The sequence below is a fragment of the Myxococcus sp. CA005 genome (genome assembly GCF_006518205.1).
GTDB classification, from domain to species: Bacteria; Myxococcota; Myxococcia; order Myxococcales; family Myxococcaceae; genus Myxococcus; species Myxococcus xanthus.
Map to the genome: position 1 here is coordinate 121999 of NZ_SRLV01000010.1, position 18996 is coordinate 140994.

The window sequence follows — 18996 nt, forward strand, 5'->3', positions numbered from 1 at the left end:
ACTTCGACAGGATTCGAGCGAACCCCATGAGCGAGCAGAACACCATCCGCTGGGACAAGGACGCCGACGGCATCGTCGTCTTGACGTTGGATGACCCGAACCAGTCCGCGAACACCATGAACGCCGCGTACCTGAAGTCCATGCGCGCGACGGTGGACCGGCTGGTCAAGGAGAAGGACACCGTCGCCGGTGTCATCCTCACCTCCGCGAAGAAGACCTTCTTCGCCGGTGGTGATTTGAAGGACCTGCTGAAGGTGCGCAAGGAGGACGCGAAGCAGGCCTTCGAGCTGGGGCAGGAAATCAAGGCGCAGCTGCGCACGCTGGAGACGCTGGGCAAGCCCGTGGTCGCGGCCATCAACGGCGCGGCGCTGGGCGGCGGGCTGGAGATCGCGCTCGCGTGCCACCACCGCATCATCGCGGACGTGAAGGGTGCCCAGGTGGGCCTGCCGGAAGTCACGCTGGGCCTCTTGCCTGGCGGTGGCGGCGTGGTGCGCACGGTGCGGATGCTGGGCATCGTGGACGCGCTGATGAAGGTGCTGCTCCAGGGCCAGCGCTACCGCCCGCAGGAGGCGAAGGAGGCCGGCCTGGTCCATGAGGTGGTGGACTCCGTGGAGGCGCTGCTGCCCGCGGCCAAGGCGTGGGTGAAGGCCCATCCCACCGCGCAGCAGCCGTGGGACCAGAAGGGCTACAAGATTCCGGGCGGCACGCCGTCGTCTCCGGGGCTGGCGGCGAACCTGCCCGCGTTCCCCGCGAACCTGCGCAAGCAGCTCAAGGGCGCGAACATGCCGGCGCCCCGCGCCATCATGGCCACGGCCGTGGAGAGCACGCAGGTGGACGTGGACACCGCGTTCACCGTGGAGTCGCGCTACTTCACCGAGCTCGTCACCGGGCAGGTCGCGAAGAACATGATTCAGGCGTTCTTCTTCGACATGCAGCACATCAACTCCGGTGGCGGCCGTCCCAAGGGCTACCCGCAGCACACCGCGAAGAAGGTGGGCGTGCTGGGCGCGGGGATGATGGGCGCGGGCATCGCCTACGTCTGCGCCAAGGCCGGCATCGACGTGGTGCTCAAGGACGTGAGCCTCGCGTCGGCGGAGAAGGGCAAGCAGTACTCCGTGAAGCTGGTGGAGAAGGCCATCCAGAAGGGCAAGTCCACGAAGGAGAAGGGGGACGCGCTGCTGGCGCGAATCCACCCCACCACGGACGCCGCCGACCTCAAGGGGTGTGACCTCGTCATCGAGGCCGTGTTCGAGGACGTGAAGCTCAAGCACCAGGTCTTCCAGGAAGTGCAGGACGTGGTCGCCCCGGACGCGGTGCTCGGGTCCAACACGTCCACGCTGCCCATCTCCGTGCTCGCCGAGGGCGTGAAGCGGACGGAGGACTTCGTGGGCATGCACTTCTTCTCGCCCGTGGACAAGATGCCGCTGCTGGAGCTCATCGCGGGCAAGAAGACGAGCGACGCCACGCTCGCGAAGGCCATCGACATCGCGGTGCAGATTGGGAAGACGCCCATCGTCGTCAACGACAGCCGGGGCTTCTTCACCAGCCGCGTCATCGGCACCTTCCTCAACGAGGCCATCGCCATGGTGGGCGAGGGCATCTCGCCCGCCTCCGTCGAGCAGGCCGGCCTCCAGGCGGGCTACCCCGCCGCCCCGCTCCAGTTGGTGGACGAACTCACGCTGACGCTGCCGCGCAAGATTCGTCAGGAGACGAAGGCGGCCATCCTGGCGGAGGGCAAGCCCTGGGTGGAGCACCGCAGCTACGCCGTGATGGACGCGATGATTGACCAGCACCAGCGCAAGGGCCGCTCCACCGGCGGCGGGTTCTACGACTACGTGGACGGCAAGCGCACGGGCCTATGGGCGGGACTGGCGCAGCACTTCACCAAGCCCGGCCACACCATCCCCTTCGAGGACATGAAGGAGCGGATGCTGTTCGCCGAGGCCGTCGACACGGTGCGCTGCTTCGACGAAGGCGTGCTGCGCTCCGCCGCGGACGCGAACATCGGCTCCATCCTCGGCATCGGCTTCCCGGCATGGACGGGCGGCGTGGCGCAGTTCATCAACGGCTATGAGGGCCGGACGGGCAACGGGCCGCGGGGCTTCATTGCCCGCGCGCGGGAGCTCGCGCAGCGCTACGGTGCGCACTTCGAGCCGCCGGCGTCGCTCGTCGAGATGGCCGAAAGAGGCGAATTCTTGAAGTAGCAGCTCACACAAGGAGAGGTCCGATGACGCAGGGCTCCAGCCGTCTCGCCGCCGTTCCACCTTCGTTCGATGCGAAGGCGCTCGTCGAGAAACAGCGAGCCCGTTTCGAGACCCGTGCCACGCTGCCGCTGGCGTGGCGACGGGAGCAGTTGCAGGTACTCGAACGGGCGGCACGCAAGTACGAGGCGGAGATTCTCGCCGCCCTGCAGTCGGACCTCTCCAAGAGCCCCGAGGAGGCCTACCTCACGGAGGTGGGCAGCATCTACGGGGAGCTGAAGGACGCGCTGAAGAACGTGAAGGCGTGGATGGCGCCGCGCAAGGGGGCGGCGCCGCTCGCCATCCAACCCGCGCGCGTCTGGCAGTACTCGGACCCGCTGGGCGTGACGCTCATCATCTCCCCGTGGAACTACCCCTATCAGTTGGCGATTGCTCCGCTCATCGGGGCGCTCGCCGCGGGCTGTACCGCCGTGCTGAAGCCCAGCGAGTTGTCCCCGGCGACGTCCGCCGTGCTCGCGCGGATGCTGAAAGAAGCCTTCCCCGAGGATGTCGTCGCCGTCGTGGAAGGCGGCGCGGAGGAGAGCCGCGCCCTGCTCGACGAGCGCTGGGACCTCATCTTCTTCACCGGCGGTCCCCAGGTGGGCCGGGTGGTGGCGGAAGCCGCGGCGAAGCACCTGACGCCCACCGTGCTGGAGTTGGGCGGCAAGAGCCCCTGCATCATCGACAAGAGCGCGGACCTGGAAGTCACCGCGCGCCGCATTGCCTGGGGCAAGTACCTCAACGCCGGGCAGACCTGCATCGCCCCGGACTACGTGCTCATTCCGCCCGAGCTCAAGGGCCGCTTCACGGAGCTGGTCCAGAAGGCTGTCACCGACTTCTACGGGGCGAACACGCGTGAGAGCCGCGACTATGGCCGCATCATCAGTTCGCGGCACTTCGAGCGCGTCTCGAAGCTGGCGCAGGACGGGACCGTAGCCTTTGGCGGTGAGCGGGACGCGGACAGTCGCTTCTTCGCGCCCACCGTCATCATCGATGCGCCGCTGTCCAGCCCGCTCATGCAGGAGGAGATTTTCGGGCCCCTGCTGCCGGTGGTGGACTGTCCGAGCATCGACGAGGCCATCCGCTTCGTCCGCGCGAGGCCGAAGCCGCTGGCGCTCTACACCTTCTCCAAGGACGCGGCGGTCAACGAGCGCGTCCTCACGGAGACGTCGAGCGGCGGCGCGGTGGCCAACGATGTATGCGTCCACTTCGCCGCGAAGGGCCTGTCTTTCGGAGGCGTGGGGGAGTCCGGCACCGGCGGCTACCACGGCCAGGCCAGCTTCGACGCCTTCAGCCACCGCAAGGGGGTGGTGAAGCGGCCCTTCCTGCTCGACCTGAAGCTGCGCTACCCGCCCTACACGGGGAAGCTGGGCCTCTTCAAACGCTTCCTGTGACGCGGAGGCCGCGGCCTCCTGGCGGGTGCTCCAGGAGGCCGGCGCCCGCGCGCAGACTCGATTTTCGCCATGCTGCTGGGGAGCAAGGCAGGGAGGCGAGGGGATGGCACCACGCATCGCGCTCCAGGCCTCCGGCGGTGACCGCAGTCGCCAGGCGAATGGCGCCAGTCATCACGGAGTCCGTTGCCGGGCTCACCTGCAGACAAGCGCGTTTGCTTTCATTTCCCCGAGGGAAAGTTGGAGTCGAAGCGCTCCCGGAAAAGTCAGACCGACCCTGTATGAATCTCCCTGCGCGGCGCGATTCGGGGCGTCGCCGAAAGGGTTGCCTTCATAATGAATATGTCATTGATTTCCCTCGGGCTTTTGGTCGGCATGACAGGGGTCGGCTGCGCGGGGCTCGACGAGGCCGAGGCGGTGGACTCCGTATCGACGGACGCGACCTCCCAGGTCACCCAAGACCTGGTCACCCATGTCACCGGTACCAGCCCGGTCACCTTCGTCGCCACGTCGGGCAACGAGACGAAGCCTTACGACCAGTCCGCCACGTCGGTGGTGGCATACACGCGAAACTCAACGACCGGGGCGTTCACGGCGTATCCGGGCACGGGCTCCGCGGACGGCACCATCTCCGTGCCGAACGTCCCTTCCGGCCGCATCTACCTGAAGCTGGGCTCGCGCTACCTGGTGAGCACCAGCCGCGCGTTCGATCTGGGCTCCACGGAGTGGGGCCGCGATGGCACCTTCGCCTCGCTGCCCACTCCGGTGACGGTGTCCGCCACCGGCTTGTCCCCCTGGCATCCGGGGGACTTCCTGGAAATGTATTCGTTGAACGCGGGCGCGTTCGGCTACATGGGCGGCGCCGCCACGGGGCGCCCCCTGGCGGGCGCCACGTCGCTCTCCGGGCTGAGCTTCGATTACGCCCACATGCTCAACCCGGTGCTGCTCGACAGCAGCCGCGGGGATGTGTTCTCGCTCGCTCAGATGCGGTTGCAGACGAGCGCGAATGGAGTGTCCTACCGCGCGATGCACAAGGTGCTCAACGCGAGCATGACGCAGGTGGAGGGCCAGCCCACCACCGTCAACGGAACCTTCACCCAGCCCGTCGCGACAGGCACCTTCGAGGTGGACTGGAGACGCTCGGCCTTCGAAGCCATGCGCACCCAGGTGAACCCGGGCGCGGTCAGCACGTACAACGAGATCTGGATGTCCGCCCGGCCGGCCGCGCTGAGCTCAGCGTTCGCGTCCATCAGCGGGCCGCCACTGCTCGTGAAGCTCAATCCTGACGCGCAGCGGACCGACATCGTCACGGGGAGCATGACCTACAACAACCCGCTCCCGGCGGCGTGGCAGAAGGTGGCGACCGCCGTCGCGGGCTTCACGCAGAGCTACGCGCTGGGAACCGCGACGCCCTACACCATGAACGTGGACATCCGCGTGGAGCAAGAGGCGAGCGCGTTCACCGCCGCGCCCGTGGAGCCCCTCGTCGGGCCGGTGCAGGCGCCCCTGGTGAACACGCGCGGCGCGTTCCAGAACCTCACGGGCGTGGGGACTGACGCCTCGCTGCGCTGGTCGAAGCCGCTGATCGGCACGGCCACGAACTACGTGGTGAACATCTACCGGCTCGGCACGAGCAACGGCTCCACCACCGCGACGCGCGTGGCGATGCTGCACACGGATCTCCAAAGCGTGTACCTGCCCCCGGACGTGCTGCGGGCGGGCGGGACGTACTTCGCGGAAATCCAGAGCTGGTACCAGCCCGGCTCGAACCTCGCGACGAGCCCGTTCAAGCGCTCGCTGCCTCGAGGCCGCGCCAGCGTGCTCACCGGCATGTTCAGCCCGTAGACGCTGAAGTCCTGGGAAGGAAGGGAGCCCGCTCCCTCTCTTCCTCACGAGCCGCATCGCTTCAGCGAGGCTCAGACTCGACTTTCGCCATGCTGCTGGGGAGCAAGGCAGGGAGGCGAGGGGATGCGCGGATGGGGGGAGGTAGCTCATGCGCGCATCCCTTCCGTTGCTTATTGGCATGGTGACAACAGGCGACGGGTCGGCTCCCGGGTGAAGGCTCACAATACGCAGCACGTTAGGGATTCCCGGTGTGGGCTCGCGTCTGTTGGCCGCTGGTGGGAATCGCGTAGGGTGGATGGATGGCATCGAAGCGTGTTCCCACCGTCACTGAAATCGGGCCCGGCACCTCGGCGCTCCATGCCGCGTTCTGCGACTACGTGTCGCGAGTCTTCACCCGCGCCGACTTCCGGCGTTGGACGCAGTGGGGTGAATGGAACGACGACTACCGCACGTTCGCGGTGGTGGATGACGGCCGGGTGCTGGCCAATGCCTCGGTGATGCGGATGCGGTTGTTGCTCGAAGGGCGGGAGGTGACGGGCTACCAGCTTGGCGCCGTGGGGAGCCTGCCTTCCGAACGTGGGCGGGGGCTGGCGCGCGCGGTGATGAACGCTGCGCTGGCGCACTGTGGGGATGCGCCCGTGCTGCTGTTCGCCAACAAGAGCGTGCTGGAGTTCTACCCGCGCTTCGGCTTCGAGCCTCGGCGCCAGACGCTGTTCTCCGCCTCCCACGTGGCGCGGCCGGGAGAGACGGCGGCGCCGCAGCTCGACGTGGCGGAGGCGGACGTGCGGGCGCGGCTCCGGATGCTCTCTGACGAGGGGCTGCCGGTGACGGAGCGCTTCGGCGCGCGGGGGACGGCCGCCATTGCCAGTTGGTATGCGGCGAACGGGTTCGCTCGGCCGCTGCGAGCCCTGAGTGACGATGCCTGGGTGTTCACGGAGGTGGAGGGCGAGACGCTGTTCATCGACGACATCTTCGCGCGTGCGCCCTTTGATTTACGGGCGGCGCTGCCGCGGCTCATCGACCGGCCGATTTCGTCCATCCAGTTCGGCTTCACGCCGGAGCGCTGGTGGCCCGGCGCGGTGGAGGCGGGCGAGGACATGGAGGCCGACCTGTTCGTGCGGGGAGTGCCGTCCCCACGTGAGGCGAACCTCTTTCCCGTCATGGCGCGGACCTGAGCCCGGGGCCGATTGTCAGCCGTTCGCGAGTCCCCCTGCCCGCGAACCCACGGACGGCGCCACCTATTCGTGCGCCGGACGTGATGGGGCTTGCTCCCGGCGGCGCGTGCGCCCGCCTTCGCTCCCGTGCGATTCGTGCGCCCGCCCTTGTCTGGAGGCAGTGGCAGCCGCCAGGAGTTGGCGAAACCTGGGACATGCCATGTGGCTCGGCGCGGGGCAGTTCGCCGCGTGCCGCAGGCCATCGCGCATGGCGCTCAGCCGCCGGATGGTGCTGTCGAGTTCCTCCGCCTTCGCCGTCAGCAGCTCCCGGTCGATGCGCGGTTGTCCGTCCGGCGCGAACATCCGAGCCAGCTCATCCAGTGAGAAGCCGGCTTCGCGTCCCAGGGCGATGAGTGCGAGCCGCTCCAGCACGTCGGGATTGAACAGGCGGCGCAGGCCTCGCCTGCCCGTCGAGGAGAGCAGGCCCTTTGCTTCATAGAAACGCAGCGTCGAGGCAGGAACGCCCGTGCGCCGGGCCACCTCGGTGATGTCCAGGTCTCTCACCCTGTTGACCTCAAGTCGACTTGAACTGGCACTGTACGGCCTTCACATTTTGAAGGCATGTGAAGGGAGACGCGCGATGGCATCTGGTCACCAACCCCCGGAGGGGCAGGCAGCGCTTTGGAATGGCCCCGCGGGACAGGCCTGGGTCGATAGTCGGGACCTGCTTGAAGGGATGTTCAAGCCGTTCGAGGACCTGCTCGTCGAAGCTGTCCAAGCCCGCGGCGCGCGTCAGGTGCTCGACGTGGGCTGTGGGACGGGCAGCACGACGCTCGCCGTCGCGCGGCGGCTCGGTGCCCAGGGGCACTGCGTCGGCATCGACATCTCCGCGCCCATGCTCGCGGCGGCGCGGGCCCGGGCCGAAGCGGAGCATGTGGCCGCCAGCTTCATCGAGGCCAACGCGGAGCATCACGCTTTCGAGCGAGGGCGCTTCGACATGGTGATTTCACGCTTCGGCGTGATGTTCTTCGACGATGCCGTCCAGGCCTTCGTGAACCTGAGACGTTCCGCAAGGGAGAATGCCGGGCTGAGCTTCGTCGTCTGGCGAAGCCCCTCGGAGAACCCGTTCATGACGACCGCCGAGCGGGCCGCGGCGCCCCTCCTTCCAAACATGCCCGCCCGCCAGCCGAACGCGCCGGGCCAGTTCGCCTTCGCGGATGGGGACCGGGTCCATCGCATCCTGGAGCAGAGCGGGTGGATGGACATCGGCATCCACCCCATTGATGCCACCTGCACCCTGCCCGAGCAGGGGTTGCTGCAGTACGTGACCCGGCTTGGGCCCGTCGGCCGCGTTCTTCACGAAGCCGACGAGAGGACCCGGACTCGCGTCATCGAAACCGTCCGCGCCGCCTTCAACCCCTATGTGCACGGCGACGAGGTGCGGTTCACCGCCGCTTGCTGGCGGGTCGAAGCGCGCGCTCCCGCTGAGGCCCTCTCGGCGTGACGTGACGGGCGGCTCCCTGTGGGCCGCCGTCACCCGTCTGGGAGAAGGTTTGGGGACTACTGCTGCCGGCCCTCGATGGCGCACATGAGCACCGCCGCCGCGATGCCGAACCGCCGGTCCAGCTGACGGTGGGTGTCCATGGAGAAGTCCAAATCAATCTTCTGGATGAACGGGTTGAAGCGCTGGTGGAAGGCGAGCACCTGGTTGAGGCCCATCGTCCCGGTGAAGGACTGGGGAATCAGCGCGGTCAGCAAGCGGCGCACCAGCGCCAACATCATGCTGTCCTCTTCAATCTTCCCCACCTCCTGGTCATTCGCGTCCAGCACCAGCCACTGGTCGCGGAGGATGGAGCGCAGGCCCTTGCGGCGCAGCGCGCCCACGCGCTCGCCCGTGGTGGCATCCGTCACGTCGTACGTCATGCCGAAGTCGAGGATGCCGCGCGCCTTGATGGTGAGCAGCTCCTCACGCATCTCCTCGTCGCTGTAGATGCGGATGTCCTCCTTCAACTTGAAGGCCTTCAGCTTCGAGTAGAAGGCGAGGTTGCCCGCCTCGTCATAGATGTGGAACGCGTCGCCGAACAGCTTGAAGAACTTGCGGCGAATCATGTAGCGCGTCTGGCCGAAGCGGCCGGGGGCCAGGTGACTGGGGGGACGGGTCTGGAGTGCGGTCGACATTCCGGCACCCATAGCAAAGGTCGCCAGTGACTGGCACGGGGCACTCGCTCATTGCGAGCCCGGTAATTCCCGCGAGGTGTGAGCGCTTCAACGGGAAGGCGGGTACTTCTGTAGCTTGCGCTGGAGCGAGCGCCGGTGGATGCCCAGCTTGCGCGCCGCCTCGGAGATGTTGCCGCCGCAGTCCGCCAGCACGCGGTTGATGTGCTCCCACTCGGCGCGCGCCAGGGACGGGGCCTCGAAGCGCTCCGATGTCGCGACGGAGGGCTCGCCGGACGCACGCGCGAAGGCCGCGAGCAGGTCATCCGCGTCCGCGGGCTTCGGGAGGTAGTTCACCGCGCCCAGCCGGATGGCATCCACCGTGGTGGCGATGCTCCCGTAACCCGTGAGGACGACGACGCGCGTGGAGGCATCCACCGTGAGCAAATCCCTCACCACCTCCAGGCCGCTGCGGCCCGGCATGCGCAGGTCCACCACCGCGTACTCGGGCGACTCGCGGCGCGCGGCGGCAAGGGCTTCGTCGTAGTCCCCCGCGGTGGTGACGTCCCAGCCGCGCTCGCGGAAGGCGCGGGCCAGCCGCTCGCGCAGGGTGGAATCGTCATCCACCAGCAACAGGCTGGGGCGCTGCTCCGTGCCCGCGCTCGCGATGCTCATGGCGCGCCCTCCGTCACCGGCAGCGAGAGGCTCGCCGTGGTGCCCCGGCCCGGCGTCGAGCGCAGCTCCAGGGAGCCGCCCAACTGCTCCACCAGCGTGCGCGCCAGGAAGAGCCCCAGGCCCATTCCTTCGCCCGGTGGCTTGGTGGTGAAGAAGGGCTCGCCCGCCCGGGACAACACGTCCGCCGCCATCCCCGTGCCCGCGTCGCGCACCTCCAGCAGGGCACCTTCGCCGCGCGCTTGCACGCGCAGCTCCACGGGACGTGACACCTGGGACGCCTGGAGCGCGTTCTTCACCAGCCCGCGCAGCACCCGGGCCAGTGCCCGGGGTGGGCCGTGGACGCGCCAGTCGCGGGCCTCGGTGGGCAGTTCGACCGTCACCCGCTCCGCGCCGGGAAGCTCCGCCAGCATGTCCTCCACGAGCCGGCCCAGGGGCACGGGGTGGAAGGGCTCACCCGTCGTCTGCCCGGCGTCCGCGGACATCTGCACCAGGACGTCGCGGCAGCGGTCCACCTGCTGGCGGATGAGGCGCAAATCTTCGCGAACGGACTCGGAGGTGCCCGCGGTGGCCAGCGCGCGCTCCACCTCCTTGGTCACCACGGCGATGGTGGACAGCGGCGTGGACAGCTCGTGCGCGGCGCCCGCGGCGAGCGTCGCCAGCGAGGCCACCTTCTCCCGCCGCGCGTGCAGCGCGCGCGCCTGCGCCAGCTCCTGCTCCCGCGCCCCGAGCGCCCGCGTGACGCGCTGGACGAAGTAGACAATGAAGCCCGCGGCCACGGCGAAGGCCACCCACATGCCGTTGATGTGCAGCCGCATCAGCTCCGCGTGGTCCGGCCGCGACAGGCCCGCTGGCAGCTCCACGTCCTGCAACACGAACAGCGAGCCGAAGGCCGTCAGCGTGAAGCCGAGCAGACCCCACATCCACCGCGAGGGCAGCAGCACGGTGCCCAGCGCCACGTTCACCAGGTAGAGCGTGGTGAAGGGGTTGTGCGTGCCGCCGCTGAGGGCCAGCAAGCCGGTGAGCACCAGCGTGTCCCACAGCATCAGCTTGCCAAGGGTGCCCTCCGTCACCCGGAGGCCGCGCGCCAGCCACGCCCGCACCGACACGTTGGTCAGCGCCTCCAGGCCCAGCAGCGCGGCCAGCTCCGGTATCGGCAGCGCCAGCTCCAACCCGAAGGCCGCCACGCCGATGACGAGCGTCTGGCCCAATAGCAGGCCCCATCGCAAGCGCAGCAGCCACTCCAGGTTGATGCGGGCCCGGGAGTCGGGCTCTGGGAGCGGCGGGGCGGCTTGGGGCGGAGGCGTCATGGTGCGACGGAGGAGGGAGGCACCACCGAGCGGGCCACGTTGCCCACCAGGTCCACGTTGGCGGGTGGCTGCTCGGCGCTGACGCCATCCAGCCACGTATCCCACGAGAGCGCAAAGACGAGCTGCGTGTGAGGATTGGCTTCCGACAGCGTCACCCACTCCAGTAGCACGTCCACCGAGGCGCGCGTCTGGAAGCTCACCTCGAAGGGCTGGGGCTCGCTGTCCTGTCCGGTGCCCAGGGTGCCGCGCAGGTGCAGGCTGCGGCCCACCATGTCCACCGGCGCGTCGCCCTGGGCGGCGGCGGCCAGGCCTTGTGCATTGTTGCCCGCGGGCTCGAAGTGGAGGCGCGCGTGGCAGTAGCGGCCCGGCGGCGGGTGCACCGCGCCCAGCGGAATGACCGTCCCATCCTCGCTGCCCAGGTTCACGACGTGGGCGGTGTCCAGCCGCGTGGGGTGGGTCACCGTGTGGTGGGCCCACGCCGTGCCCACGGGGGACAGTTGGCGCAGGACGCGTTTCCAGCCGACCTCCGCGCAGGGGAGCAGCTCCACGCTGCCCAGCGTGACGAAGCCGCTGGTGAGGACGGCGCGGGTGCCCTGGTCGTTCATGAGCTCGCGCGCGCCGGCCGCGCCCGAGATGGGCCGCGCCCGGGCGGTGATGAGCGCGAGGTCGAGCGTCATGCCGTCCTGGACGTTGGTGCCGCCGCAGCCGGCGAGAGACAGGAGCGCGGCGGCGCTCACGGTGACGGGCTTGAGGAAGGAGCGCATGGTTCAGAGGTCGTAGGCGACGGACAACATCGCGATGGGCGTGGGGACAACGCGGCCACGCAGTTGGTTGATGAAGGGCACGCGCACGCCCGCCGCGACGACGACGTCCATGCCCGGGCTGAAGATCACATCGGGAGACGCGTAGCCGATGAATCCGCCTGTGTGCTCATGGCGCTCGCTGTCCGTGTGGCCCTGGTGCTCGCCTTTCGAGTCGGCCGGCGCTTCCAGGCGGCTGTCGAAGCCCAGGCGCAGGGCCCAGCGGGCCGATGGCTGGTATTGCGCGGCGAGCGTGGTGCGGAGGGAGGCACCCGCGCGGAAGCCTTGGATGCCGCGCGTGGGGAAGAAGCTGGTGGCGCTGGCCAGGAAGGACCAGCTGCCGCGGAAGTGCTGATAGGCGAGGCCGGCCAGTGGATCCACGGAGCCGCTGCCGAGCTGACTGTCCAGGGCCAGTTGGGCGCCGTCCGGACCGCGCAGCACGGGCGCGGTGGGGAGCTTCACGCCGCCCAACGCGCTGAACAGGTGGTCCGCGGAGAAGGCCTTGTCCTGGAAGAGGAACACCTTCGCGGCGACCTCCACGTCGCCAATGCCCCAGCCGCGGTCCCGGGCGAGGCTGACGTGCCGCACCTCGCGGGCCTGCAGGGGCAGGGTGGCGGAGAGGAACAGCCAGGGGAGCGGCGCGTAGGCCACCGCCAGGTCCATGCGCGCCTCGCGCAGGCGCAGGGCGTCCACCCCTTCCTCGCCGACCGTGTGGCCCCAGCCCCGGACGGTGGAGGACACGCGCAGGCGGCCGGAGAACGGCTGCTCGGTGCCCATGGACATGAGCGTGGGGTCGCCACAGGCACAGGTGGCGCAGGCCCAGGCGCTCGAGGTGGGGACGAGTAGCAGGGCGCTGGACAACAGGAGGGTGACGGTGAGGGCGTTCTTCACGGCCCGGGCACCATACGTGGTGGCCTGGAGGCCCGCGTGTGGCGTGTTGTCGCAGCGGGCCATGGCCTGGAAGGGCTGGCGGCGCAGGGCGAGCGGCCAGGCGAGCGGCCGGTGTCACGCAGGAATCGATGCTCACTTTGAGAATGACGACGTCCTGCCAGCGTTGAGGGGCTGGGAGGAGGGACGACAGGGAGGATTCATGGGCGTGCTAGCGCCGATTGGCCGGCTGCTCTTTTCGGCCATCTTCATCACCAGCGGCCTGAACCACTTCTTCCAGTTGGAGGCGCTGATGGGCGTGGCCCAGGCGTCCGGGGTGCCGGAGCCGCGCATGGCGGTGCTGGGGTCCGGCGTGGCGCTGGTGGTGGGCGGCTTGTCCGTGCTGCTGGGCGTATTCGCCCGCCTGGGCGCGGCAGCCATCGCCATCTTCCTGCTGTCCGCTGCCTTCATGGTCCACAGGTTCTGGCTGGTGACGGACCCGGTGCAGGCGCAGGACCAGCTCATCCACTTCATGAAGAACCTCTCCATGGCGGGTGGAGCGCTGTTCATCGTCTACTTCGGGTCCGGGCCCTTCAGCCTGCGGCGCAAGAAGGCGGAAGGGCTGGGGAGCGGGAGGCTGGGCGTTCCGCTGCGGCCTTGAGCCTCAGGGCGTGGGGGCGCTGACGGCCGGGGCCTCCGCGCATCTGCGTTGGGAATCCTCAGCGCTGGACCGCAAGGATTCGCCAGGTCTTCGAGTCGATCGCATACCGCGCCCCCATGTCGTAGGGGGCACCCTTTCTCTCGCATGCGTCGGGGTCCAGCGAGATGCTCACGAGGATGATTCCGCCTTCGTACGGAGCCGCTGTCACGTCGTAGGACTCTCGCCGATAGAGGCACTCCCCTCCGGGCCGGTCGCCCGGCGGGAGCTTCAGGTCCCATGGCAGGTAGTCCTCCATGGCGAGCTGGACAGCCTGGGCCAGGGGGCGCCGGATGATGACGCGTCCCTCTTCCGGCATTCCAACGGGGAACTCGAACCTCGAGGCTTCCTCCGCGGGCACATGGACAGGACGAGGCGGCTTCTTGAAGAGGGTGCATGCCGGGAGCGTGCACAGGCACATCAGGGGCAACCACTTTGGCATGATGTCTCCTGTCAGTCCTCGCGTCCGACGGGGGTGATGAAGCCGAACGGTTTGTCTGCGGGCTTGATGAGCCCGATGCGGACCCACTGCTTCCCTCGGCGCGAGTAGACCTCGCCGGGCCTGTCTACATCATCCAGGTGGGGGATCAGCTTCTGGATGTGGCACGCCGAATCGAACTGAATCTTGATGAGCCAGAGTTGATTGGCTGCGCGCCGGTCCGGCTCGGATAGCGGCGAAGGGTGCCAGGGATGACTGTGGTAGTCGGCGAGGATGGAGAGAGACCGGGCCTCGGGGTCGATGACCTTGCGAACGGGAAAGCAGGACTTCTTCGTCGCTTCCCTGCGCAGTTGCCATCGGCCGAGGGGAGAGGGATGGCTGACGCGGTAGATGCCGTCGCCTCGGGAGTAGATGAGGCCGCAGTACTCCTGTCCGTAATCCCTGTCGGTCGCGCCCGGGAGCTTCATGATGGCGGGGCACAGGCGGTCGATGACGTCATCCACGTCCCGGGATGGCTCGACGCCAGACCATGGCCCCCGCGCCCAGACATAGTCCGAGTCGTCGCTGATGAAGCCGTAGTGCTCGGTTTCGTGTGCCTTGCGAGGAGCGCTTTCACAAGCAAGGCACACGAGGAGCAGGGACGCAGGCCACCAGCGCTTCGGGTGCATGCCCCCTGCTTAGGAGATGCGCGGCGGGCTCGCAAGCCAGGCTGGCGTGCGCTACCCGGCGCTGACGGCGGCCTGTCGCAGCGTGAAGAAGGCCACCTCCGGCTCGCTGCCCCGCCGCAGGTAGGGGCCGCCGAAGCCGAAGCCCAGGCCCCGGTTCACGTACAACTGGTTGCCATTCACGTGATAGTGGCCGCGGATGTACGGCTGACCCGCGCGGCGGAAGAGGGCCTCCGTCAGACCGCGCACCACGAACTGGCCGCCGTGCGTGTGCCCGGAGAACTGCACCAGCCCCGCGTGTGCCGGTAGCTTCTCCGCCGTGGGCGGCGTGTGGGCCAGCACCAGCCGCGTGCCGGACACCGGCGCACCCCGGAAGGTGGCCTCCACGTCGTCCCGGCCGGTGAGTCCGTCGTCGACGCCCAGCACCGTCACCGGCGCGCCCTTCACGTGCACCTGCCGGTGCTCATTCTGCAGCACCGTGTAGCCCATCCGTTCGAAGGACTCGCGCAGGTACGGTGCGTTCACCCAGTGGTCATGGTTGCCCAGCACCACGTAGACGGGGCCCTCGATGCCAGCCAGCAGCTCGCGCACGCGCGGCAACGGTTTGGGACTGTGCGTGACGTAGTCGCCGGTGAGGAACACCAGGTCCGGCTTCTCCTCGTTGACCGCCTCCACCGCGCGGCGGATTCGCAGCGCCGAGGTGGCCTGCCCCACGTGCACGTCCGACAGCTGCGCGATGCGCAGGCCGTCATGCTCGGCATGCATGTGCTGGACCATCAGCACGTTCTCCGAAAGGGAGAAGTGGTCCCGCCAGCGGAGGCGCCGCTCCGTGCGGAAGGGGTCGGCACCGCTGCGCGCGACCAGCGCATTGCGCCCGTCCTCCTGCAGGTTCCGCCGGAAGCTGTTGGCCGGAGCTGCCAGGGGGGCGTCACGACGGGCGAGACGTCTCAGGCGCATGCGGTTCGGTTCCTTTCGGTGCCAGGGACGGCGTGAGGGCTCGATTGTAGCGAGCCTGGCGAGGTGGGTTGAAGCAGGTGTCCCTCGCACGCTTGCCCAGCCGGCGGCCGGCGCCCGAGGTGCGTGGAAAACCCGCGCGATTTCAGGAAGATTCCGAAGCGTCCTCAGGCATCCTTCCCTCATTGGACAGACGTCCGGGGGGCGTGCAGTGACGGTGACCGTTGGGATTGCTACAGAAGGTGGAGGAATCGCCACGCCCCCTTCCGGCGGCGGTTCGCGGCCGGTGGAGCTGGCCGAGCTCATGTCCACGGTGCCACTGGGCATGGCCATCATCGACCGCGAGCTGCGCTTCGTCGAGGTGAGCGACGCCATGGCCGCCATGCATGGCGTATCGCGCGAGGCCCACCTGGGCCAGCCCATGGTGGAGGTGCTGCGCGCCGAACCCTCCGCGGCCGACGTCGTGCGCCGCGTCCGCCGCGTGCTGGAGACAGGCGTGGCGCTGGAGGGCGTGGAAATCATCCACCGCGAGTCGGGCGCCCACGGCGAGCGCACCCGCGTCTACCGCGCCAGCTACCACCCCGTGCGCCGCGATGGCGCCATCGTCGCCGCGTGCATCTACGTGGAGGACATGACGGAGCGCCGCCGCGTGGAGGCCCAGCGCGACGCGGGCGCGGCCCGGGAGCGCTCGGTGCGCGAGCAGGCGCTGCGCGAGACGCAGGAGGCCGTGCGCGCCCGGGATGAGTTCCTCAGCGTGGCGGCCCACGAGCTGCGCACGCCCCTCACCAGCCTGCGCCTGCACCTGCAACTGCTGCTGCGCCAGGTGGGCGGCTCGAACCAGGAGCCGCCCGCGGAGCTGGCGCCCAGGGCCCGCGTGCTGGACCGCCAGTTGTCGCGGCTGGTGGGGCTGGTCAACACGCTGCTGGACGTGTCGCGGCTGGCCGCGGGCCGGCTGTCGCTGGAGCCCCGGGAGCTGGACCTGGCGCAGATGGTGCGGCAGATGGCGGAGGCCTTCTCCGAGGAGTTCACCCGCGCCGGCAGCACGTTGTCGCTGCACGTGGACGGACCGCTGCTGGGCGAATGGGATTCGCTGCGCCTGGAGCAGGTGCTGGTGAACCTGCTCTCCAACGCGGTGAAGTACGGCGGCGGCCAGCCGGTGGAGGTGTCGCTCGCCAGCGAGGGCCCCACGGCGGTGCTCGCCGTGAAGGACCAGGGCATTGGCATCTCCGAGGACGGCATGGCGCGCCTGTTCGGCAAGTTCGAGCGCGCGGTGTCGGAGCGGCACTACGGCGGTCTGGGCCTGGGCCTCTACATCACCCGTCAAATCGTGGAGGCCATGGGCGGCAGCATCACCGTGCGCTCCGCGCAGGGAAAAGGCTCCACGTTCATCCTCCGCCTGCCCACGCGGCCCCCGGTGCCCTCCAAGGCCGCCGTGGGCGCGCGGTAGATTCAGGACGCGAACCCCCCGGGCGCCCGCGCGTGGCACCCCAGGGGGCTTCCCCGCGCTTCAGTTGCCGCGGAGGACCGTCAGGCCTTTGTCGGTGAGGACGTACAGCGCCGCCGGCGCCACCCGCGGGTCGTAGATGAGCTGCCGCACCCGGGAGCCGCTCACGTCCGCCACCTTCTCCAGCGTCTTCAGCGGCGTGAGGCGCCACAGACCCGTGCGGTCCGTGCCAATGTAGAGCGAGCCGTCACCGGTGGCCGCCAGCGCGTTGATGTTCTGGAGCGCGGCGTTCTGCTCCGCGTTGGCGCCGGTCAGCCGGGTGCCCGTCTGGGCCTGATTGGAGGCCCACATAATCGTCATCTCCCACAGGCCGTGGTCCTTGCTGCCCAGGTAGTAGCGGCCGTCGGTCGTCTGCTGGAAGCCGCGCCAACTGTCGAGCTCACTGATGCTGTTGAGCTGGGGCAGGTAGGAGGACTCCACCTTCATCCGGTTGACGCGCTTGTCCATGTTGTCCCAGTCGCCGTGGTGGGGCGTCGGCGTGACGATGCCGAACATCCACTCGTTGGCGATGAGGACGTCCCCGTCCTGCGCGATGCCGAGCCCGTAGGTGTAGCCCGCCATCTGGCTGCCCTTCTCGTTGAGCCACACCGGGTGCCGGTGGGAGTTGTACTCCAGGCCGCGGATGCGAGTGACGCCGTGGTTGGAGCCCACGTAGACGTCGCCCTCGTCACGGCCGTGCATCACCGTCACGCAGCTCAGGATGCTGCGGTCCTCGTCGAAGTGGTGGTCGTTGCTGTTGCGGATGCCCAGGTTGTGCACGTCATCCAGCCGGCGCGGGCCTGTCTGCACGCGGGGGTTGCCGTTCGCGTCCGTCGAGTTGCGCACCGATTGGTGCAGGTGCTCCTCGAGGACAATCTGCCTGCTGCCGTCCAGGCGCACCACATCCACGTCACCCTGCCTGTAGTACTGGAGCCGGCGATGGCTGTACGGGAAGCACGGCTGCGCCGGGTCGGGCTGGTAGCACTCGTTGGGGCTGACGATGTAGTTGGGCTGCAGTCCCGGGAAGTCCGGGTCCGCGCGCAGGTCGGTCGTGGCGTAGCCCACGTAGGCGCGGCCCGCGCTGCCACCACAGATGACGGTGGAGCCGGTGGCCGCTCGGTCCGGACCGAAGCCGCCCTGGGCCTGGCCAATGGGCGCGCGCGTCCAGACGACCTGCCGCGAGTCCGCGCGCAGCACGCCAATCCGGTCGCCATCCAGCAGCCAGATGTTGTGCGCGGCATCCACGCCCACCGCCTGCGCCCGGGAGATGTTGTAGCGAGACGAGTAGTTCGTCACCGCGTCCGTCGGCCACGGTCCTTCAACAGGACCGCTGCCCGCGTCAGCCTGTGGCTCCGAGCCTGCGTCCGGCTCCGTCCCCGCGTCTGATTGCGTGCCGGCGTCGGGCTCTGGTCGCGTCACCGGTGGAATGTTGTCGATATCGTTGCCCATCTTCGGGGACGTGGGCTCGTTCGAACCACCGCATGCCCATGCCGTCATCACCACTGCCCCGAGACACCCGCCCCACAGTCGTCGATTCACCGCTTCCTCCTCCCGGGGGACGCAGAGCAATTCGCATACCGGGCTTTGGACGCCTGGCCGCCCGGGAAACAGGGTCTGCGTGGGCAAAACGTTTCCCTGTCTGGAGAAGAAGAGGGTCTCGCGGTGACGAAAAACGAACGGGCCCGCCTCCGGTGTGGAAGCGGGCCCGTTCCGAGGCACGATGCGCGTGTCGCCAGGATTACCGCGTCGGCGTGCCGTCGAGCTCCTTGTCGACGGACTCATGCGGCTGCGTGCCAGCGCCGCCGGTGCCTGGCTGCTTCTTCTTGGCACCCTTGGGGCTGGTGGCGCGCAGCTCCAGCGCGACGACCTCATCGCCCTCCAACTGGAACTTCGCGCGCACCGAGGCGCCTTCCGGAATCTCATCCGTCTTGGCGACCTTCTTGCCGTCTAGCATCAGCACCGTCTTGTCGCGCACGTCCAGGTCCGCGTCAGGCAGGCCCGGGCGGGACAGGCTCACGCCGTCCGCGGTGGCCTCCTTGAGGGTGCCTTGCAGGCTCATGGCCTTGTCCATCTTGAAGGTGCCTTCATCCTCCGTCTGGATGCCTGTCACGTCCTTGGCGGCCTTGCCGATGGCGGGCCCCACTTCGGTGGCGTCCACGCCGGTGCTCTTCTCCGTACCGGGGCGGGGCACCTGCGTTTGCGACGGCTGCTGCTGTGCGAACGCGGCGCTTCCCACGCACAATGCGACTGCGGCGATGAGCTTCTTCATCATCCTTCTCCCTGGGTTCAGTTCGGTTGGACCGACTGCTGGGAGCAAGGGTGGGG

At 68.8% G+C, this 18996-nt stretch carries 18 protein-coding genes; 7 read left to right on the forward strand and 11 right to left on the reverse strand.

The window, feature by feature from the left end; all coding sequences use genetic code 11:
- Positions 1–26: 26 nt before the first annotated feature.
- From FMQ63_RS06765 to FMQ63_RS06780, 4 genes are all read left to right on the forward strand, one after another.
- On the forward strand, positions 27–2204 hold the full coding sequence (locus FMQ63_RS06765; RefSeq protein ID WP_011556907.1) for a 3-hydroxyacyl-CoA dehydrogenase NAD-binding domain-containing protein: 2178 nt from the start codon (positions 27–29) through the stop codon (positions 2202–2204).
- A 23-nt stretch (positions 2205–2227) separates the two neighbouring features.
- Positions 2228–3634, forward strand: coding sequence for an aldehyde dehydrogenase family protein (locus tag FMQ63_RS06770; protein WP_011556906.1), 1407 nt, complete (start codon positions 2228–2230; stop codon positions 3632–3634).
- 333 nt (positions 3635–3967) lie between these two features.
- Positions 3968–5476, forward strand: coding sequence for a hypothetical protein (locus FMQ63_RS06775; RefSeq protein ID WP_011556905.1), 1509 nt, complete (start codon positions 3968–3970; stop codon positions 5474–5476).
- A gap of 299 nt (positions 5477–5775) precedes the next feature.
- Positions 5776–6651, forward strand: coding sequence for a GNAT family N-acetyltransferase (locus tag FMQ63_RS06780; RefSeq protein ID WP_011556904.1), 876 nt, complete (start codon positions 5776–5778; stop codon positions 6649–6651).
- Positions 6652–6714: 63 nt separating this feature from the next.
- On the opposite strand, the gene FMQ63_RS06785 is transcribed toward FMQ63_RS06780, so the two are convergent.
- Positions 6715–7194: a helix-turn-helix domain-containing protein gene (locus FMQ63_RS06785; RefSeq protein ID WP_011556903.1), complete on the reverse strand. Its 480-nt coding sequence runs from the start codon at positions 7192–7194 to the stop codon at positions 6715–6717.
- Positions 7195–7366: 172 nt separating this feature from the next.
- Here FMQ63_RS06785 and FMQ63_RS06790 point away from each other — a divergent pair, with 172 nt between their 5' ends.
- Positions 7367–8134, forward strand: a complete 768-nt coding sequence (locus FMQ63_RS06790; RefSeq protein WP_275955105.1) for a class I SAM-dependent methyltransferase — start codon at positions 7367–7369, stop codon at positions 8132–8134.
- Between the two features lie 56 nt (positions 8135–8190).
- On the opposite strand, the gene FMQ63_RS06795 is transcribed toward FMQ63_RS06790, so the two are convergent.
- The 5 genes from FMQ63_RS06795 to FMQ63_RS06815 all read right to left on the reverse strand — a co-directional run bounded on the left by FMQ63_RS06795 (position 8191) and on the right by FMQ63_RS06815 (position 12520).
- A complete protein-coding gene (locus tag FMQ63_RS06795) occupies positions 8191–8808 on the reverse strand; it encodes a hypothetical protein (RefSeq protein WP_026114059.1) in 618 nt (205 codons plus the stop codon).
- A gap of 87 nt (positions 8809–8895) precedes the next feature.
- Positions 8896–9459, reverse strand: coding sequence for a response regulator transcription factor (locus FMQ63_RS06800; protein ID WP_011556900.1), 564 nt, complete (start codon positions 9457–9459; stop codon positions 8896–8898).
- The gene (locus FMQ63_RS06805) at positions 9456–10766 is read right to left on the reverse strand and encodes an ATP-binding protein (RefSeq protein WP_011556899.1); all 1311 of its coding nucleotides are present in this window, start codon (positions 10764–10766) and stop codon (positions 9456–9458) included. The genes FMQ63_RS06800 and FMQ63_RS06805 overlap by 4 nt, the downstream gene beginning before the upstream one ends.
- Entirely contained in the window at positions 10763–11530 is a 768-nt protein-coding gene (locus tag FMQ63_RS06810) for a hypothetical protein (protein WP_011556898.1), read from the reverse strand. The genes FMQ63_RS06805 and FMQ63_RS06810 overlap by 4 nt, the downstream gene beginning before the upstream one ends.
- Before the next feature lie 3 nt (positions 11531–11533).
- Positions 11534–12520 carry a transporter gene (locus tag FMQ63_RS06815; protein ID WP_020477985.1) on the reverse strand — a complete coding sequence of 329 codons (987 nt, stop codon included), beginning with the start codon at positions 12518–12520 and terminating at the stop codon, positions 11534–11536.
- 136 nt (positions 12521–12656) lie between these two features.
- Here FMQ63_RS06815 and FMQ63_RS06820 point away from each other — a divergent pair, with 136 nt between their 5' ends.
- The gene (locus FMQ63_RS06820; protein WP_011556896.1) at positions 12657–13094 is read left to right on the forward strand and encodes a DoxX family protein; all 438 of its coding nucleotides are present in this window, start codon (positions 12657–12659) and stop codon (positions 13092–13094) included.
- A 58-nt stretch (positions 13095–13152) separates the two neighbouring features.
- On the opposite strand, the gene FMQ63_RS06825 is transcribed toward FMQ63_RS06820, so the two are convergent.
- From FMQ63_RS06825 to FMQ63_RS06835, 3 genes are read right to left on the reverse strand one after another with little or no spacing between them, the layout of a single operon-like run.
- Complete coding sequence (locus tag FMQ63_RS06825) at positions 13153–13572, reverse strand: hypothetical protein (protein ID WP_011556895.1); 420 nt, start codon at positions 13570–13572, stop codon at positions 13153–13155.
- 11 nt (positions 13573–13583) lie between these two features.
- A complete protein-coding gene (locus FMQ63_RS06830; protein WP_011556894.1) occupies positions 13584–14237 on the reverse strand; it encodes a Mov34/MPN/PAD-1 family protein in 654 nt (217 codons plus the stop codon).
- A gap of 51 nt (positions 14238–14288) precedes the next feature.
- Complete coding sequence (locus tag FMQ63_RS06835) at positions 14289–15191, reverse strand: metallophosphoesterase (protein ID WP_011556893.1); 903 nt, start codon at positions 15189–15191, stop codon at positions 14289–14291.
- Positions 15192–15492: 301 nt separating this feature from the next.
- Between FMQ63_RS06835 and FMQ63_RS06840 the strand changes: the two genes are divergently transcribed.
- Positions 15493–16635, forward strand: a complete 1143-nt coding sequence (locus tag FMQ63_RS06840) for a PAS domain-containing sensor histidine kinase (protein WP_216609181.1) — start codon at positions 15493–15495, stop codon at positions 16633–16635.
- A gap of 60 nt (positions 16636–16695) precedes the next feature.
- On the opposite strand, the gene FMQ63_RS06845 is transcribed toward FMQ63_RS06840, so the two are convergent.
- Positions 16696–18453, reverse strand: coding sequence for a hypothetical protein (locus tag FMQ63_RS06845; protein WP_011556891.1), 1758 nt, complete (start codon positions 18451–18453; stop codon positions 16696–16698).
- Positions 18410–18943 (reverse strand): hypothetical protein, encoded by a 534-nt coding sequence (locus FMQ63_RS06850; protein WP_020477983.1) that lies wholly within the window; start codon positions 18941–18943, stop codon positions 18410–18412. Before FMQ63_RS06850 ends, FMQ63_RS06845 begins: the two co-directional genes overlap by 44 nt.
- Between the last annotated feature and the right edge of the window lie 53 nt (positions 18944–18996).

What these genes read in the sequence shown, in the direction of transcription:
- FMQ63_RS06800 (WP_011556900.1), bottom strand. Translation starts at nt 9,459, where the DNA reads ATGAGCATCGCGAGCGCGGGCACGGAGCAGCGCCCCAGCCTGTTGCTG.
- FMQ63_RS06795 (WP_026114059.1), bottom strand. Translation starts at nt 8,808, where the DNA reads ATGTCGACCGCACTCCAGACCCGTCCCCCCAGTCACCTGGCCCCCGGC.
- FMQ63_RS06820 (WP_011556896.1), top strand. Translation starts at nt 12,657, where the DNA reads ATGGGCGTGCTAGCGCCGATTGGCCGGCTGCTCTTTTCGGCCATCTTC.
- FMQ63_RS06780 (WP_011556904.1), top strand. Translation starts at nt 5,776, where the DNA reads ATGGCATCGAAGCGTGTTCCCACCGTCACTGAAATCGGGCCCGGCACC.
- FMQ63_RS06825 (WP_011556895.1), bottom strand. Translation starts at nt 13,572, where the DNA reads ATGCCAAAGTGGTTGCCCCTGATGTGCCTGTGCACGCTCCCGGCATGC.
- FMQ63_RS06840 (WP_216609181.1), top strand. Translation starts at nt 15,493, where the DNA reads ATGTCCACGGTGCCACTGGGCATGGCCATCATCGACCGCGAGCTGCGC.
- FMQ63_RS06770 (WP_011556906.1), top strand. Translation starts at nt 2,228, where the DNA reads ATGACGCAGGGCTCCAGCCGTCTCGCCGCCGTTCCACCTTCGTTCGAT.
- FMQ63_RS06830 (WP_011556894.1), bottom strand. Translation starts at nt 14,237, where the DNA reads ATGCACCCGAAGCGCTGGTGGCCTGCGTCCCTGCTCCTCGTGTGCCTT.
- FMQ63_RS06850 (WP_020477983.1), bottom strand. Translation starts at nt 18,943, where the DNA reads ATGATGAAGAAGCTCATCGCCGCAGTCGCATTGTGCGTGGGAAGCGCC.
- FMQ63_RS06810 (WP_011556898.1), bottom strand. Translation starts at nt 11,530, where the DNA reads ATGCGCTCCTTCCTCAAGCCCGTCACCGTGAGCGCCGCCGCGCTCCTG.
- FMQ63_RS06815 (WP_020477985.1), bottom strand. Translation starts at nt 12,520, where the DNA reads ATGGCCCGCTGCGACAACACGCCACACGCGGGCCTCCAGGCCACCACG.
- FMQ63_RS06765 (WP_011556907.1), top strand. Translation starts at nt 27, where the DNA reads ATGAGCGAGCAGAACACCATCCGCTGGGACAAGGACGCCGACGGCATC.
- FMQ63_RS06845 (WP_011556891.1), bottom strand. Translation starts at nt 18,453, where the DNA reads ATGAGTCCGTCGACAAGGAGCTCGACGGCACGCCGACGCGGTAATCCT.
- FMQ63_RS06835 (WP_011556893.1), bottom strand. Translation starts at nt 15,191, where the DNA reads ATGCGCCTGAGACGTCTCGCCCGTCGTGACGCCCCCCTGGCAGCTCCG.
- FMQ63_RS06805 (WP_011556899.1), bottom strand. Translation starts at nt 10,766, where the DNA reads ATGACGCCTCCGCCCCAAGCCGCCCCGCCGCTCCCAGAGCCCGACTCC.
- FMQ63_RS06790 (WP_275955105.1), top strand. Translation starts at nt 7,367, where the DNA reads ATGTTCAAGCCGTTCGAGGACCTGCTCGTCGAAGCTGTCCAAGCCCGC.
- FMQ63_RS06775 (WP_011556905.1), top strand. Translation starts at nt 3,968, where the DNA reads ATGAATATGTCATTGATTTCCCTCGGGCTTTTGGTCGGCATGACAGGG.